Source organism: Chromohalobacter beijerinckii (assembly GCF_023061185.1).
Classification (GTDB): Bacteria; Pseudomonadota; Gammaproteobacteria; order Pseudomonadales; family Halomonadaceae; genus Chromohalobacter; species Chromohalobacter beijerinckii.
In genome coordinates this window covers 229842-244697 of the sequence record NZ_JAKGAK010000003.1, presented here as the reverse complement: position 1 = coordinate 244697, position 14856 = coordinate 229842, and the positions used below count along the sequence as shown (strand labels likewise).

Genomic DNA, 14856 nt, shown 5'->3' with positions numbered 1-14856 from the left:
TGCGAGTCACGACAAGCGGATTGACGCCCGGAAACATGACAGCGCGGCCGCATCGACGCACAATGGAGGACAATACGCTGGCAGGTGCTGCCAGCATGTACGGACCCGGTCAACGAGGCAACGAATTTCCCATGGCATTCAAGGTATACGTAGACGGTCAGGAAGGCACTACTGGGCTGCGGCTGCTGGATTATCTCGAGGCACGCGAGGACATCGAACTGCTGCGTATCGACAGCAATAAGCGCAAGGATGCTACCGAGCGTGCACGTCTTCTCAACGCCGCTGATGTGGCCTTTCTGTGCTTGCCGGATGCCGCTTCTCGCGAGGCAGCAGCGCTGCTCGACAATCCCCAAACTTGCCTGATCGATGCCAGCACGGCTTTTCGCACCGATGCCAAGTGGACCTACGGCCTACCCGAACTGACGCCAGGCCAGCGTGATGCCATTCGCGCCAGCAAGCGCATCGCCAATCCAGGATGCCATGCCAGCGCCTTCATCATGCTTACGCGGCCGCTGGTCGACGCTGGCCTGCTGCCCGCCGACACGCCGCTGGCAGCGCATTCGATCACCGGCTACAGCGGCGGCGGCAAGAAGTTGATCGCCGAGTACGAGGCCGGCCACGACGATCGTCTTGCCGCCCCACGTCCCTACGCCATGGGGCTGGCCCACAAGCATCTGCCGGAGATGCGCGTGCACGGCGGGCTCGAGCGCATCCCGGTTTTCCAGCCGATCGTCGGCCCCTTCCTCAAGGGCCTCTCGGTGACGATTCCCCTGCATGTCGACCAACTTAGCCCCGGCACCACGGCGGAGGCGCTGCGCAAGGCTTACGCCGATCACTACGCGGGCGAGACCTTCGTCCGCGTCATGCCTCTTGAGGACCCGGCCAATCTAGATGGCGGCTTTTTCGAGGTGCAGGGCTGCAACGACACCAACCGAGCCGACCTGTTCGTGTTCGGCAACCATGAGCAGGTTTCACTCGTCGCTCGGCTGGACAATCTAGGCAAGGGGGCCGCCGGCGCCGCCGTACAGAGCATGAACTTGCACCTGGGCGTGGACGAGGCCAGCGGCCTCTCGGCGTGAGCGCCGGGGCTCAACCCATGGCCGATCATGCCTCAATGGGAGCCGCTTGCCGTTAGCGAGCGGTGTGGCCAGGGTCACGACGTTAATCAGAGGCTCTCCTTGGCAAGACGGAAACCGGAAAATGCCCAGCGGGCATGAGGCGGGAAGAAGTTGCGATAGGTGACGCGGATGTGATCGGCCGGCGTCGCACAACAGCCGCCTCGCAACACCATCTGGCCGGACATGAACTTGCCGTTGTATTCCCCCAGGCTGCCCGGCAACTTGCGAAATCCCGGATAGGGGCGATAGGCGCTGCCCGTCCACTCCCAGACATCACCGAACATCTGTCCCAGCACACCTGTGGACCCGGCGGCGGAGACCGGCTGCAGATGATCTTGTTCGACGAAGTTCCCCTGAATGGCGGCATCATGAGCCACTGTCTCCCACTCAGCCTCGGTGGGTAGGCGGGCACCGGCCCACTGCGCATAGGCATCGGCTTCATAGAAGCTGACATGGCACACTGGCGCGTTCATGTCGACCGGCACCAGGCCACCCAGAGTGTAGTGGTGCCAGACACCGTCACGCTCGACCCAGTAGAGCGGCGCCTGCCAGCCTTCGGCCTTGACCGTGGCCCAGCCGTCCGACAGCCAGTGATCGGGCTTGTCGTATCCGCCCGCCCGCATGAATTCGAGAAACTCGCCGTTGGTCACCGGACGGTCGGCGATCTGGAAAGCCTCGACGAACTGGCGGTGGCGCCCCATCTCGTTGTCATAGGCAAACCCCTCTTCGGTGTCGTCATGGCCGATGTACTGGACGCCGGCCGGATAGGCATGCCAGCCGAGCGCAGCGACTTCATGCACAGGCGTCGGCGCCAGGTCGTCCCGATAGGCCGGGCACAGCGGGTTCTGGGCCAGGATGTGCTTGATATCCATCAGCAGCAGTTCTTGATGCTGCTGTTCATGCGGCAGGCCCAGCTCGAGACGTCGGAGAATCTCCTGGAGATGTTCCTGAGGTGGGTCATTAAGCAGCTCTTCCATGGCCCGGTCGACGTGAGCGCGATAGCGATAGACATCGTCCACGGTTGGCCGCGAGATCATGCCGCGTTCGGGCCGGGGAAACGGCGTACCGTGAGTCACGTAGTAGGAATTGAAGAGGTGGTCGTACGCGGGGTCGAGAGTCTGGTAGGCGGGATGAAACGGTTTCAGAATGAAGGCTTCGAAGAACCAGCTGACATGAGCGATGTGCCATTTCGGAGGGCTGACATCCGGCATGCTCTGCACCATGTAATCTTCCTTGTGCAGAGGCGCGCAAATGGCCTCGGTGGCGGCACGGATCCGCTGGTACGCGCGCAACCATTCCTTGATATGCAGGCTATCTGGCGTTTCGATTGTCAAACCTTGAGCGGGTGACATGGACGACTCCTTTCTCAATATCACTCCATTGACGTGGATCCGGCAGGCCAGGCCCGCCGGGGCCTACAGGGCAAAGCGTATCGAGCCTGTGAATAACGAGAGAGCTTCCGCGCCGAGCCCTCCGACGATCAGCAGCACGCCCGCCACGGCCATCGCGGAGCGCGCCCACTGGCCCGACAGCACATGCACGGCGGACTGGCGACTACCGAACATCATCGGCGCGACGATGCGCAAGTAATAGAACAGCGAGACGACGGTGTTGATCACCGCCACGAGCGCCAGCCAGGCGTAACCGCCCTCGAGGGTGACGCGAAACAGCATCAGCTTGCCGAAGAAGCCGACCAGCGGCGGGATGCCCACCAGGGATAACAGCGACACGATCAGTATCGTGGCCGCGATCGGTGCGTGCCGGGCCAATCCTCGGTAATCGTCCAATGCGGTACGTCCCCGCAGGTGCGTGACCACGGCGAAGGCGGCCAGGTTGGCCGTGGCATAGCTCGCCAGGAAGAACACCAGCGCCGGCAGGGCCTGGTCGCTGACACCCAGCACCACAATGGCCATCAGGGCATATCCGGATTGGGAAACCGATGACCAGCCCAGCAGGCGACGCACGTCCGTCTGGCGCAACGCCGCCACGTTGCCCAGCGTCATGGTGGCGACGGAGATCGATGCCACGATCGCTCGCCAGGCGACATCCGGCGGCAACAGGGAAACGAAGCGGGCCAGCGCTACCGCGGCGCCGATCTTGGGAATGACGGTCAGGAAGGCTGCCGCCGGTACCGGTGAACCCTGCGCCACGTCCGGCATCCAGGCGTGAGCCGGAAACGCCGCCAGCTTGAAGGTCAGCCCCAGCACCACGCAGGCCGTGGCGATAGTCAGTGCCAGGCGGTCGCTGTCCGTGGCAAGCGCCTGGGCGATATCCGGATACCCGGTACTGCCGGTCAGGCCGAACAGCACCACCACTCCGATCGTCAACAACGTATTGGTCAAGGCGCCGATCAGGAAATACTTCATCCCGGCCTCCAGCGCGGGCGCCCAGCCACGGTGATAGGCGGCCAGCGGGTAACTCGCCACCGAGGACAGCAGCACGCCCAACACCAGCTCCATGGTATCGCTGGCCGATGCCATCATGATGACGCCCAGCAGAGCGAACAGCACCAGCGCATAGTACTCGCCATGGCGGCGATCGGTCCGCATCCATTCAGGCGACATCGCGACGACCAGCGCACCGGCGATCAGCACGACCAGCTTGCTGGCAAGCGCCACGCCATCCAGCGCCCAGACACCGGAAAACGTCAGCCGCGGCGTCCCGCCCCATTGCGCGACGGTCAGCCCCGCACCGAGGCCGATGGCGAGCAGGGCCAGCACGGCTGCCCAGTGATGCTGCCGCTGACGGACGAAGCTGGCGAACAGGACAATCGCCACGGCGCCGAGCGTCAGGCTGATTTCCGGCAATACGTCACCGATAGGCATCAGCGGCCTCCTACCAGCAGTGCCGCCGATGCTTCGACCAGGGTCAGCAGAAACGCCGGCGCCACGCCGATGAGCACGAAGCCTGCCGACAGCACCACGAGCACGCCCCACTCGATGGGACGCAGATCCTCGAACTGCGCCCAGCGCTCCGGCATCGCCCCGAAGAACACCTTCTGCAGCATCTGCAGAAACAGCGCCGCCGTCACCAGGATGCCCAGCACACCGATGACGGCGAGCCATGGATAGACACCGAAGGTGCCGGCAAAGATATGGAACTCCGCCACGAAACCGGCCAGGCCGGGCAGGCCCAGGCTGGCAAAGGACGCGAGCACGGCGAAGGCGGTCAGCCACGGGGCCTGACGAAGCAGACCACCATAGCTGTCCAGGTCATACTCCTCGGTACGCTGCCAGAACGAGCCACAGATGAGGAACAGCGCCCCGGTAATCAGGCCGTGCGCCACCATTTCCACCGTGGCCCCCACCAGGGCCAGCTCGCGGGCATACTCGGTGTCCTGGATCAGGGCCCCGGCCACCGCGATCCCCAGCACCGTGTAGCCCATGTGATTGACCGACGTGTAGGCAATGCGTCGCTTCAGGTTACTCTGACCAAGAGCCACGAAGGCCCCGTAGAGAATCGACGCGACCGCGAACAGTGCAATGATCAGGGCATAGCGAGAGAACGTCTCCGCCATCATGGCGAATGGAATGCGGATGATCCCGTAAGTGCCCATCTTGAGCAGCACCCCAGCGAGAATCGCCGAGACCGGCCCCGGGGCATCGACATGCGCCTGGGGCAGCCAGGTATGCACAGGCACCACCGGTGTCTTGATGGCGAAGCCGAGCATGAGGGCGAGGAACACCAGGCCAGCCGTCATGCCCGCGCCCGCCAGCGGTTGCTGCTCGATAAGCACGCGCATGTCGAAGGTACGCGGTTCGACCGACAGATAAAGCCCGATGATCGCCAACAGCAGCAACAGCGAGCCGAAGAAGGTGTATAGAAAGAACTTGAACGCGGCGAGCTGCGCCTGGCCATGTCCCCAACGGCCGATCAGGAAGAACATCCCCACCAGGCTCAGGTCGAAAAAGACATAGAAAAGCAGCAGGTCCAGCGCCAGGAAGACACCCAGTGACACGGACTGCAGGAAGAGCATCCAGGCGTAGTACTGGCGAGGCTGATGCTTCGTATCCACGGGGTAGGCGATACTCGCCGAGAAGACCAGAGCGCTCATCGTCGCGACAGCCAGGGCAATGCCATCCACGCCCAACCTGTAGCCCATGCCCAGGCTGGGGACCCAGGGCACCTCCTCGACGAACTGGAATAGCACACCTTGCGGATCGAACTGTCGCCACGCCCAGGCCAGCAACAACACCGGCAACACCGAGACCACGATGGCACACCGGCGAGCCGCGGTCTCGGTCCAACGGCTTGAAACGGCGAGTGCGAGGGCCCCCAGCATGGGAAGCCCCAGGGCTGCAGTCAAAATCAAAGGAGCGCTCCTATGCTCAGGATGATCAGGATCGCGGCGAGTCCGGCCGCGATACCGGTGTAGTAGTGATGCATCTGCCCGGTATGCGCCCGACGTGCCACTTGTCCCGCCCAGTCGATGCCCTTCGCGAGCTGGTTCGTGGCACCATCGAACGCGCCTTCGCCACGCCGTTCTCCCAGCCTGGCCAGCCACGCACCAAAGCGGGCACTGCCCCGGATCCCGGCATCCACGGCGCGATCATCGAAGCGTGCCAGGCCATGGCTGAACATCATCACGGCATTCACGCCACGTGCTGACAGCGTTGGCAGGCCAAACCAGTCCGCCATAGCGGTACGCGTTTCGCTCTGCTGGCTCGACACCTCACGACGCACCGCCCAGGCACCCAGGCCAATGCCCAGCGCCACCAGCAGTAGCGACAGGATGAGTTCCCACGGCCTGGTCCCGGGAAAGTGCACGGACAGCAAATCGGCGAGGCCATTTCCGACACCGGGCCACCAGAGTAGCGACAGTGCCAATGTGCCTGCCGCCAGCAGATAGAGCGCGACGGCTTCCGCCCAGGAGTGGCCGGGCCGGGAGACAGCCTCGCTCATGCGGTCATGCCGCCCCCGCCCGAACGCCAGCAGTTGAAAGCGCGTGGCGTACAGCGCACTGAGCCCTGCCGCCACGGCGACGATCACGGCCAGCCAGGGCGCCTGATGGCCGGCGGCCGTGACGATCTTCTCCTTGCTCCACGCCGCACTCAGCGGAACGACGCCCGCCAGCGCCAGGCTGGCCACCATGCTGGCTGCCGCGACGCCAGGAAGCAGGCGACCCAGGCGCATCGCCGTCAGCGAATAGCTGTCGACATGGCGTTCGGCGATGCCGGCGGCCAGGAACAGCGCCGCTTTGGTGAATGCATGCGTGACGAAGTGCACCAGGGCGACGCCGGGAAAGCCCGCCCCTGCCGCCAGCCACATCAGGCCATACTGGGCCGATGTCGAGGCGGCCAGCAGCTTCTTGGCATGGCCCTGAAGACAGGCCACCAGTCCCCCTGCCAGGGCAGTGGTCAGCCCCAGCGTGATGGCGACCGGCGCAAACCAGGCGACGGCGGAGAGTTCCGCATGCAGCCGGACCACCAGGTAGATCCCCGCCGCGACCATGGTCGCCGCATGGAGCAATGCCGACACCGGTGTCGGCCCGGACATGGCAGCAAACAGCCAGGGAGAGAACGGCACCTGGGCGGATTTCGCGGCGGCGGCCAGCACGGCGCCGGCAACGAACACGTCCAGCCGCCACCCATCGAGTTGAGCCAGGTCTGCAAAGGCAAACGAGCCCGTGCCGGCGAACGCTGCCGCCGCGGCGATGTACAGCCCCAGATCCCCGAAGCGAGTGACCAGGAACGCCCAGGTGGCATCCCGCAGGTTGCCGGCCTTCTGCCATTCATGGGCGATCAGCGCCCACGAGCATGCCCCGACCAGTTCCCAGGCGATCAGCAGGGTGACGAAATCCTCGGCCAGGACGAGCAGTTCCATCGCGCCGACGAACGCCGTCAGCAGCGCCACCAGTCCGACGGGGGGGCGCGCCGCTCCCCCGCCACTGACCGGCGATGCTTCATGGTAGGCGCTGTAGACGATGATCGGCGCGGCGATCAGTGGCACGACGATGGCGAACACGGCGCTCGCGGATGTCATCCCGAGCGACAGAACGACTCGGGAACTCCAGCGATAGGTGCCGCTCCAGTCCACCGTGACCGCGACACTCACGAGCAGCAAGGTAGCGACCGTGATCGCCACCACCGCCAGGGTCAGCACGGCACGGCCCCTGTCGTCGCCCGGCCAGCGCTTGCCGACCCCATGAATGACGAGGGCCGCCAGCAGCGGCAAGATAGGAACGGACCACAGCATCAGTGTTTCAGCCCGGTCAGCGATTCGGTCATGTCGGCCTGTTTACCGCGGAAGGCCGCGACCACCAGGGCGAACCCCATCGCCATCTCGATGGCCATCACGGCCATGACGATGATCGTCAGCAGTTGCCCTTCCGGCACCCCGGCCCCGCTGAAGGCCCAGAACGCCACCGCCGCCAGCATGACACCGTTGAGGATCAGCTCCAGACCCATCATCAGCATCACGAACGACTGCTGGGAAAGCGCGCCATAGATCCCGATACCGATCAGTGCCGCTGCCAATAGCAAAAGTGTGGTGAGTGTCATGCAAGCCTCCCTGCCTGGCTGTGCCGCTCAGTGGTGATGGTGATGATGGTGATGCCCACCCTCGCCCGCTTCGTCCTCCTCGGGCTTGCCTGCCGGGTCGCCGCCCGGTTCCAGCCCCGGCGGCATCGAGCCCTCCGCCGCCGCGCCATAGCGCCCGCGATGGCTCGACAGCACCACCACGCCGATCATGGTGGTCAGCAGCACGAGGCCCGCCGATTCGAAAATCAGCATCGACTCACCGAGCATTTCGTTGCCCAGTGATCTGACGGGCTCGAGGCCTGCCGGCACCGGTTGATCGGGAAAGGTCGCCAACAGGGCCATGGCGCCCAGTATCAGAAAACCGGCGACGCCGGCCCCGATGGCGATACGTTCCTGATGGACCATGTTCATGGGATTCAGGCCGGCCGGGTTCATCATGAACATGACCATGAACAGCGCCATGACCGTCATTTCCACGGCCATCATGAAGAACATGGCAACGCCCAGGTATTCCGCCGCCAACAGGATCATGATCACACCCACGGCGATGAACGACACCAGCAGAAAGAAAGAGGCCCGTACCATCGAATCGGTGCGAAACACGCGCCACCCGGTGACCACCGCCAGCGTGGCCAGCAGCAGAAACGCGATATCGACACCGAGGCCGTGATTCATGCTCTCCATCACAACAGCGCTCCTATCCCGGCCCATACCAGATCGATGAACGACAGCGGCAGCAACACGACCCACATCAAGGTGACGCAGCGCTCCGGCGCCAGTCGCGGCAGTAGCCGCCCGAGCAACAGCAGCACGCTCAATACTGCCAGCATCTTGAGGGATATCCATAACGGGCCGGGCAGCCAGGGCCCCAGCCAGCCCCCCAGGAAGGCAGTCGCTGCCACGCCGCTGAACGCGACCAGCATGGCCGCCCGGGCCATGTCCCAGACCAGCCGTGGCGGCCCCGAGATCTCCGAGGCCGTGCCGCCGGCAAGATCCGTCGAATCGGCCAGGTTCAGCGGCCCCCAGAAGGTCATGCCCAGGCCGACGATGAGAAACAGCGGCAGTCCCAGCGGCTGGCGGATGACATTCCACAGGCCTTCCTGCGAAGCCACCACCTGGGTGAACTGCAGCGATTCGGCCGGCAATGCCACGCCGATCAGCACGAACATGCTGATCAGGATGTAGGAGAGCCCCAGCGCCACGTACCGGTACCCGCCGATCAAGGCCAGTAGCGAATTCGCCGACCAGCCATGCAAGAAGATGACGACGGTCGCCAGCGCTTCCACGCTGCCCCACAGCACCACGCTGGTGACCAGATCCGTGGCGACCAGCGATGCCGACCATGGCACCACCGCCAGCCCGCCCGCCGCCAATGCCAGATACAGGGCCGGTGCCAGCCGCCAGGCCCGCCAGTCCGGCGCTTCGGTGGCATTGGCGTGCTGGGTCAGCAACCAGGCGCCGCGCGCCATCGGCGCCAGCCAGATACCTCCGGCCTGGGGGACGCCAAGCGCGCTGGCAACCAGGCGATCGAGCACGGCAACGGCATAACCGCCGACAACCAGCATGAAGATCACCATGAGAACCGGCAGAAACAGCTCGCTAAACATCGTTCCCGGTACCTCCCCGTACCGCCCGGGACTCGCCGGATGGCCGTGTGCCGACAGGTTGATCGGCCAACCCCGCGACATCCAGACTGGCGACCGTCGCCAGGGCATCGCCCCACTCTAGCCCGGGTAACAGCTCGTCGAAGAGCGCGCTCGCATCCGCCGGCCGCCGCGCCGACCAGGGGCCACGCGGTGTCTCGACGCTGCCTGTTCGCTCCGTGTGTACCCTGTCGCGTTCGGCCAGACGGGCCAGATGAAGGGATTGGTCGATTTCGTCCAGAAGCTGCCGCCAGCGAGCATGGGTATCGCCCGCAGTCTGACAGACGGGGGAGAATCCCAGTCGTCGATAGCCGGCATCCTCCGCGCGCAGATCATCATCCAGTCCGGCGGCTCGGGCGGCGGGCCCGCCGATCATGCGTGCCTGCTCGGGGCCGAGCACGCCGCCGCCCGCCGTCAGGCGAAAGAAGCCGCGACGTGATAGTGCGCGCCGCAGCCCATCGAGGGTACTCGACGTCGACAATCCATGCGCCAGACGCAAGGTCCGCAGGCTCACGTTCTCCAGGCCCGCCAGATGCAATGCATGGAACAGCTGGTGAAGGTGATGGCGAGCCCGGGCAAGCTCGACCTCCGCAATGGGGACGGGGCGCTGGCGAGCGTCGAAAAACACCTCATCGAGAGGCTGTGGATACGGCGCCAGCTGCGTTTTCCATGTCTGCACGAGATCCCCCTGCAGGGTGATCTCCGCCGCCATGCCGGGCGGAAATGCGAAGAAGAACGGCCCCAGCCGGAACGTCAGTGAATCCAGCGTCAACCCGTCGCGAATGTCATCCTCCATGTTCATGGCCATGGGCCGCCCGTAGGGCACCCCGCCCATCATGCCTTCACCGCCCTGGCCGAAATCGCCCTCGCCTTCCCATGGATTGGGCGGCTCGTCCGGCAGGAGACGATGGGCACTGCCGCGGCGACCTTCCATCAGTTCGCGATGCGCCGTGACCAGTGCACCGGGCAGGTCGTCGAGATCGTCGATACGGGCCACGCGTTCCAGATGCGGCCAGGGTTCGCTGCGAAACCACAGCGTCGTGAAAGGGTATGGCAATTGGTCATGCACCCGGCGCAGGGGCTCGCAGCGGTCGGCCGGAACCTCCCCCGCCACCAGCAAGACACTGGCATGACGAGGCGAGTCGACCAGTTCGATTCGCGGCGATAACGCGAGGTGCCGCAGTACGCCATCCCCCTGCTTGCCCAGCACGGGAAACACGGGGACGCGGCCACGCGCGGCGAACTTGTGCAGCCAGCTCACTGCCACTTGAACACCCCCTCACGCCAGGCATAGACGATGCCCACCGACAGGATGGCGAGAAACATGCCCATCTCCATCATGGCCTTCATGCCCTTCTCGACGAACACGACCGCCCACGGGTACATGAACATCATCTCCATCTCGAAGGCGATCAACAGCAGCGTCATGGAGTAGTAGCGAACGTGGTAGCGGTTCCAGGCGTGGCTGTCGGGCGTCCCCCCGCCCAGAAACGGCGCGCGCTGAGACCAACTGGGCCGCGGCTGGTGACGCATGGGCAACCACTGCATCAGCAGCCCGGCGCCCAGTGCAAGAATCAGAATGATTAGAAGGGCGAACAGCTCCATGCGAATCCCTCGCGTTGCTGACTCAAACGAATCTTGGCCATACCTTGGCCTTGCACTTTCGCACACTCAATTTCAAAGACTAGATAGCGGTCCTGAACGCCACCTGCCAACATGCGACAGCTCCTTGTCCGTGTTGAGGTAACGTCTATCCCCTATGTATAATAGGGAAGGATCGCGGACGACTCAACCTGCATCCAGCCCCCAGGTTAAACAATGGCATCGTTATCTCGGCGGTCCCGCCGGATAGCCGGATCGGGTCTCGGTGCCGACCGATGCGGTAACGGACGGCATGCAGGCGGGCGTGGCGCGCCAGACGCACACCCCCGCCACGCCCACGCACAACATGCCCACCGCCGTGGCCACATCCGGCGTCTCGCTGAACAGCCACCATCCCCAACCGGCCGCGAAGATGAGATACGTGTAATCGAAAATGCCGATCAAGGCAGACGGGGCCATTTGATAAGCCTTGGCCACCGTGCTGCTGGCCAGCACGAAGAGTATCGCCAGTCCCGCCAGTAGCCACCAGGCTTCGGCTGGAAGCGAACGCCAGGGCGCCGTCAGGAAGGTCGGCGTGGTGCCATCGGCCGGTAGCTGCCCGTGCAGCGTCATCCATAGACAGCCCACCGCCCCCAGACACAGAAAGCCCAGATTCAGCGCCCCGGAAAGCACCAACGGCGCTTCGTCGCGGCAATGAACACGCGTCACCACGCAGGCCAGCGCATAACACACCGCCGCCAGCAGCGGCAGTGCCACCATGGGCGTGAAATGCATCGTCCCCGGGCGCAATATCAGCACCACGCCGGCAAAGCCCAAGACGATCCCCAACCAGCCTCCTGTCGAGAGCCGCTCGCCGGCCAACCAGGCAGCGAACAAGGCAATGAACAGTGGCGAGGTGTACAGCGCCACCGCCGCCATGGAAAGCGTCAACGTCGGAAGCGCCGCATAGAAGGTCAACCACATCGCCATCAACAAACCGGTTCTGACCAGCACCCAGCGGCGTAGCAGCGCTCGTCCCAGACGCATCACGCCACGTCTTCCGAGCAGCAACCCCAAAAGCGGCGACGCCAAAAGCGCACGCAGCACGTACAGCTGCCAAACACCCACGTCATCGCTGATATACTTAACCAGAGCGTCGGCCATCGAGAGGCAGAAGACCGAGGCGACAATACAACCGATGCCTTGCCATTCTGAGGTTTGTGCCCCAATTATCGGCTTCATGAACGTTCTCCCTGAGCAAGAAGCCGCTCAAGAGTGCGCGCCCCAGGCATGCACGACAAACGAGTTATACGTCACTTTCCATGAGCTGTGATTATGGATCTTATATGAACCGACTCGGCAAGGCCCTGCCCCCACTCGCCAGCCTGATGCCCTTCGAGGCTGCCGCACGCCTGGAAAGCTTCTCGCGTGCCGCCGAGGAGTTGCATCTCACCCAGGCCGCCGTCAGCCGCCAGATTCGCGCCCTGGAGGAAAACCTCGGCGTATCGTTATTCGAGCGTCGCAACCGGGGGGTCTTCCTCACCGCCGCTGGCCGCGAGTTCGGGCGCACGGTGAGTACCGCTCTGGAGAGCGTCGCAACGCATGCCAATACCTTGCGAGAGGAAGTGCATGACGGCGTGGTAGTACTCTTCTGCCAGCTCTGCGAAGCCTTCTACTGGGTCATGCCGCGTCTCGCCGCGTTCAACCGGCAGCACCCGGAAATCGAGGTACGCCTGGTCACCTCGACACGCCCCGTGGCCGAGCATCACGACTATTTCGATGTCGCGCTGCAAACGAGTGGGCGCCCCAGCGGCAGCCACGCGCTATCCTTCACCGCGTCCGACGAGATCTTTCCGATTTGCAGTCCCGATTATCTCGCCGCACAGTGCCACCCCATCACGCTGGCAAACCTCGCCGAGCATCGTTTACTGCACCATAGGGCCGACACACCGGACTGGTTCGAGTGGGACAGTTGGCTACGCGCCATGGGGCACTCCGTGCCCATCCTGGGAAACGGCATGATTTTCAATAGTTACCCGCTCGTGCTTCAGGCGGCACTCGCCGGCCACGGTATCGCCCTGGGCTGGCGGCGCACGGCCGAGCGCCTGGTGCAAAACGGCCAGCTCGTGAGACCGTTCGAGGCGTCACTGCCACTCAGCGACGCGCTCTCGGTGTATACACGACAAGGCGCTCAATCGCGGGTGGAAACGCTGGCACTGCTGGACTGGCTGCAGCACGAATTCCACGCCGATCATGGCGGTGAGACCGCCTTTTAAAGGTAGGGTATTACAACAAGGCGTAAGCCACGCCGCCAACCGTGCCGCCTGTGAGGATCAGCGCCAGCAGCGCCCAGAGGCCATCGTTGGCCATCAGCGACAAGCCGAACATCATCAAGGCAAGCCCCGCGCCATTGGCCGAGAAAGGCACCACTTCCATCAGTGGCACCGCCAGGGCAATGAGAAAGCAGAAAAGCGCCACGAGATAGGTGCCAGCACGTTGGAAGGCCTTACCGCTCAAGCCGACACCTTGCGGTTGCCTTTGAGCAAGGACGATACCGATCGCACCGAAAATGATCGAAAGCAACTTCGGCGACGGCGAGACCTCGTATAGTACCCTCATCACTCCCCCTCGGATAGCAGGATCATGAACCAAACGCAGGTCTTCGACCGTGCCCTGGTCAGCAAGTACGACTTCCCCGGGCCACGCTATACGTCCTACCCGACCGCACCGCAGTTCCATGAATCCTTCGCGAAGGACGACTACCGGCAAGCCATCGAGACGAGCAACGGCGACCCGTTGCCCAAGCCATTGTCGGTCTATGTCCATATCCCGTTCTGCATGAGCCTGTGCTACTACTGCGCCTGCAACAAAATCATTACCCGGAAGGCCGAGAAAGCCGCCGAGTACCTTGATTACCTGCAGCGCGAGATCGCCCTGCAGGCCGAACTGTTCGACGCCGACCGTCGGCTGACCCAGCTCCACCTGGGCGGCGGCACGCCGACCTACTTCACCGACGAGCAGCTCGCCGAGCTGATGGGCGCCTTGCGCCAGGCTTTTCGCTTCGATACCCGTAGTGCGCATGAGTTTTCCGTGGAAGTCGACCCGCGCACGGTCACGCCCGAACGGCTTCACGGCCTGCGGCAACTGGGCTTCAACCGCCTGAGCTTCGGGCTGCAGGATTTCGACCCGGACGTGCAGGCCGCCGTCAATCGCATCCAGAGCGAAGCCCAGGTCCGCGCTCTGGTCGAGGCGGCTCGCGAGGCCGATTTCGATTCGATCAGCGTCGACCTGATCTATGGCCTGCCACTGCAGACCGTGGAGAGCTTCGACGCCACGCTGAGCAAGGCCATCGACATCCGCCCGGACCGCATCGCCGCCTACAGCTATGCTCACCTGCCCAGCAGGTTCAAGGCGCAACGCTTGATTCGCCCCGAGCACATGCCGCCGCCGGAGCGCAAGCTGGAACTGCTTGAGCTGACCATCCAGCGCCTGACCGCCGCGGGTTACATCTACATCGGGATGGATCACTTCGCGCTGCCCGATGACGAACTCGCCCAGGCCCGCCAAAACGGCACCTTGCAACGCAACTTCCAGGGCTACTCCACGCATGCCGACTGCGACTTGATCGGCCTGGGTATCTCCGCCATCGGCAAGGTGGCCGACAGCTACAGCCAGAATGCCAAGACGCTTTCCCGATACTATGCTTGCCTCGATGCCGACCGCCTGCCGGTCGAGCGCGGCTACCGACTCGATGACGATGACCGCCTGCGCCGTGATGTGATCATGGCCCTGATGTGCCATGGCCGTATCGACATGGCACATTTCGAACGCCGCTACGATATCGAATTCGCTCGCTACTTCGCCGATTCGCTGGATCAGCTTTCCGGGCATATCGCCGATGGCCTGGTGGCGATAGAGGGAGGTGCAGTGAGGCTATTGCCCCGGGGGAAACTGATGATGCGCAGCGTAGCCATGGCCTTCGACGCCTACTTGGGCGAGGGCCAGCGCGGCCTGTTTTCGAGAACCGTGTGACAC

At 64.0% G+C, this 14856-nt stretch carries 14 protein-coding genes; 3 read left to right on the top strand and 11 right to left on the bottom strand.

Annotation, left to right across the window (positions count from 1 at the left end; translation table 11 throughout):
• Positions 1 to 131: 131 nt before the first annotated feature.
• A complete protein-coding gene (argC, locus tag L1075_RS04690; RefSeq protein WP_246940385.1) occupies positions 132 to 1079 on the top strand; it encodes an N-acetyl-gamma-glutamyl-phosphate reductase in 948 nt (315 codons plus the stop codon).
• 86 nt (positions 1080 to 1165) lie between these two features.
• Here argC and egtB read toward each other — a convergent pair whose 3' ends face one another.
• The 10 genes from egtB to L1075_RS04640 form a co-directional block, all read right to left on the bottom strand.
• Positions 1166 to 2470 carry an ergothioneine biosynthesis protein EgtB gene (gene egtB / locus L1075_RS04685; protein WP_246940382.1) on the bottom strand — a complete coding sequence of 435 codons (1305 nt, stop codon included), beginning with the start codon at positions 2468 to 2470 and terminating at the stop codon, positions 1166 to 1168.
• 63 nt (positions 2471 to 2533) lie between these two features.
• On the bottom strand, positions 2534 to 3943 hold the full coding sequence (locus L1075_RS04680) for an NADH-quinone oxidoreductase subunit N (protein WP_246940379.1): 1410 nt from the start codon (positions 3941 to 3943) through the stop codon (positions 2534 to 2536).
• Complete coding sequence (locus tag L1075_RS04675; protein ID WP_246940376.1) at positions 3943 to 5430, bottom strand: complex I subunit 4 family protein; 1488 nt, start codon at positions 5428 to 5430, stop codon at positions 3943 to 3945. Before L1075_RS04675 ends, L1075_RS04680 begins: the two co-directional genes overlap by 1 nt.
• Complete coding sequence (locus L1075_RS04670; protein WP_246940373.1) at positions 5427 to 7100, bottom strand: NADH-quinone oxidoreductase subunit 5 family protein; 1674 nt, start codon at positions 7098 to 7100, stop codon at positions 5427 to 5429. The genes L1075_RS04675 and L1075_RS04670 overlap by 4 nt, the downstream gene beginning before the upstream one ends.
• A gap of 212 nt (positions 7101 to 7312) precedes the next feature.
• A complete protein-coding gene (locus tag L1075_RS04665; protein ID WP_246940371.1) occupies positions 7313 to 7618 on the bottom strand; it encodes an NADH-quinone oxidoreductase subunit NuoK in 306 nt (101 codons plus the stop codon).
• Positions 7619 to 7645: 27 nt separating this feature from the next.
• Positions 7646 to 8281 carry an NADH-quinone oxidoreductase subunit J gene (locus tag L1075_RS04660; RefSeq protein WP_246940368.1) on the bottom strand — a complete coding sequence of 212 codons (636 nt, stop codon included), beginning with the start codon at positions 8279 to 8281 and terminating at the stop codon, positions 7646 to 7648.
• On the bottom strand, positions 8281 to 9204 hold the full coding sequence (locus tag L1075_RS04655) for an NADH-quinone oxidoreductase subunit H (RefSeq protein ID WP_246940365.1): 924 nt from the start codon (positions 9202 to 9204) through the stop codon (positions 8281 to 8283). Before L1075_RS04655 ends, L1075_RS04660 begins: the two co-directional genes overlap by 1 nt.
• Positions 9197 to 10507, bottom strand: coding sequence for an NADH-quinone oxidoreductase subunit D-related protein (locus tag L1075_RS15800; protein ID WP_246940362.1), 1311 nt, complete (start codon positions 10505 to 10507; stop codon positions 9197 to 9199). The genes L1075_RS04655 and L1075_RS15800 overlap by 8 nt, the downstream gene beginning before the upstream one ends.
• Positions 10498 to 10845: an NADH-quinone oxidoreductase subunit A gene (locus tag L1075_RS04645; RefSeq protein ID WP_246940359.1), complete on the bottom strand. Its 348-nt coding sequence runs from the start codon at positions 10843 to 10845 to the stop codon at positions 10498 to 10500. Before L1075_RS04645 ends, L1075_RS15800 begins: the two co-directional genes overlap by 10 nt.
• Positions 10846 to 11067: 222 nt before the next feature.
• Positions 11068 to 12063 carry a DMT family transporter gene (locus L1075_RS04640; protein ID WP_246919953.1) on the bottom strand — a complete coding sequence of 332 codons (996 nt, stop codon included), beginning with the start codon at positions 12061 to 12063 and terminating at the stop codon, positions 11068 to 11070.
• Positions 12064 to 12167: 104 nt separating this feature from the next.
• Here L1075_RS04640 and L1075_RS04635 point away from each other — a divergent pair, with 104 nt between their 5' ends.
• Positions 12168 to 13097 (top strand): LysR substrate-binding domain-containing protein, encoded by a 930-nt coding sequence (locus tag L1075_RS04635; RefSeq protein ID WP_246940356.1) that lies wholly within the window; start codon positions 12168 to 12170, stop codon positions 13095 to 13097.
• Between the two features lie 10 nt (positions 13098 to 13107).
• On the opposite strand, the gene L1075_RS15795 is transcribed toward L1075_RS04635, so the two are convergent.
• Entirely contained in the window at positions 13108 to 13440 is a 333-nt protein-coding gene (locus tag L1075_RS15795) for an exopolysaccharide biosynthesis protein (protein ID WP_343310881.1), read from the bottom strand.
• 24 nt (positions 13441 to 13464) lie between these two features.
• On the opposite strand from L1075_RS15795, the gene hemN reads away from it, so the two are divergent.
• Positions 13465 to 14853 (top strand): oxygen-independent coproporphyrinogen III oxidase, encoded by a 1389-nt coding sequence (gene hemN, locus L1075_RS04625; protein ID WP_246895556.1) that lies wholly within the window; start codon positions 13465 to 13467, stop codon positions 14851 to 14853.
• Positions 14854 to 14856 lie beyond the last annotated feature (3 nt).

Excerpts from the sequence above, each read along its gene's own strand:
- argC (WP_246940385.1), top strand. The coding sequence starts at position 132 with ATGGCATTCAAGGTATACGTAGACGGTCAGGAAGGCACTACTGGGCTG.
- hemN (WP_246895556.1), top strand. The coding sequence starts at position 13,465 with ATGAACCAAACGCAGGTCTTCGACCGTGCCCTGGTCAGCAAGTACGAC.
- L1075_RS04655 (WP_246940365.1), bottom strand. The coding sequence starts at position 9,204 with ATGTTTAGCGAGCTGTTTCTGCCGGTTCTCATGGTGATCTTCATGCTG.
- L1075_RS04635 (WP_246940356.1), top strand. The coding sequence starts at position 12,168 with ATGAACCGACTCGGCAAGGCCCTGCCCCCACTCGCCAGCCTGATGCCC.
- L1075_RS04680 (WP_246940379.1), bottom strand. The coding sequence starts at position 3,943 with ATGCCTATCGGTGACGTATTGCCGGAAATCAGCCTGACGCTCGGCGCC.
- L1075_RS04645 (WP_246940359.1), bottom strand. The coding sequence starts at position 10,845 with ATGGAGCTGTTCGCCCTTCTAATCATTCTGATTCTTGCACTGGGCGCC.
- L1075_RS15795 (WP_343310881.1), bottom strand. The coding sequence starts at position 13,440 with ATGAGGGTACTATACGAGGTCTCGCCGTCGCCGAAGTTGCTTTCGATC.
- L1075_RS04665 (WP_246940371.1), bottom strand. The coding sequence starts at position 7,618 with ATGACACTCACCACACTTTTGCTATTGGCAGCGGCACTGATCGGTATC.
- L1075_RS04660 (WP_246940368.1), bottom strand. The coding sequence starts at position 8,281 with ATGGAGAGCATGAATCACGGCCTCGGTGTCGATATCGCGTTTCTGCTG.
- egtB (WP_246940382.1), bottom strand. The coding sequence starts at position 2,470 with ATGTCACCCGCTCAAGGTTTGACAATCGAAACGCCAGATAGCCTGCAT.
- L1075_RS04640 (WP_246919953.1), bottom strand. The coding sequence starts at position 12,063 with ATGAAGCCGATAATTGGGGCACAAACCTCAGAATGGCAAGGCATCGGT.
- L1075_RS04670 (WP_246940373.1), bottom strand. The coding sequence starts at position 7,100 with ATGACATCCGCGAGCGCCGTGTTCGCCATCGTCGTGCCACTGATCGCC.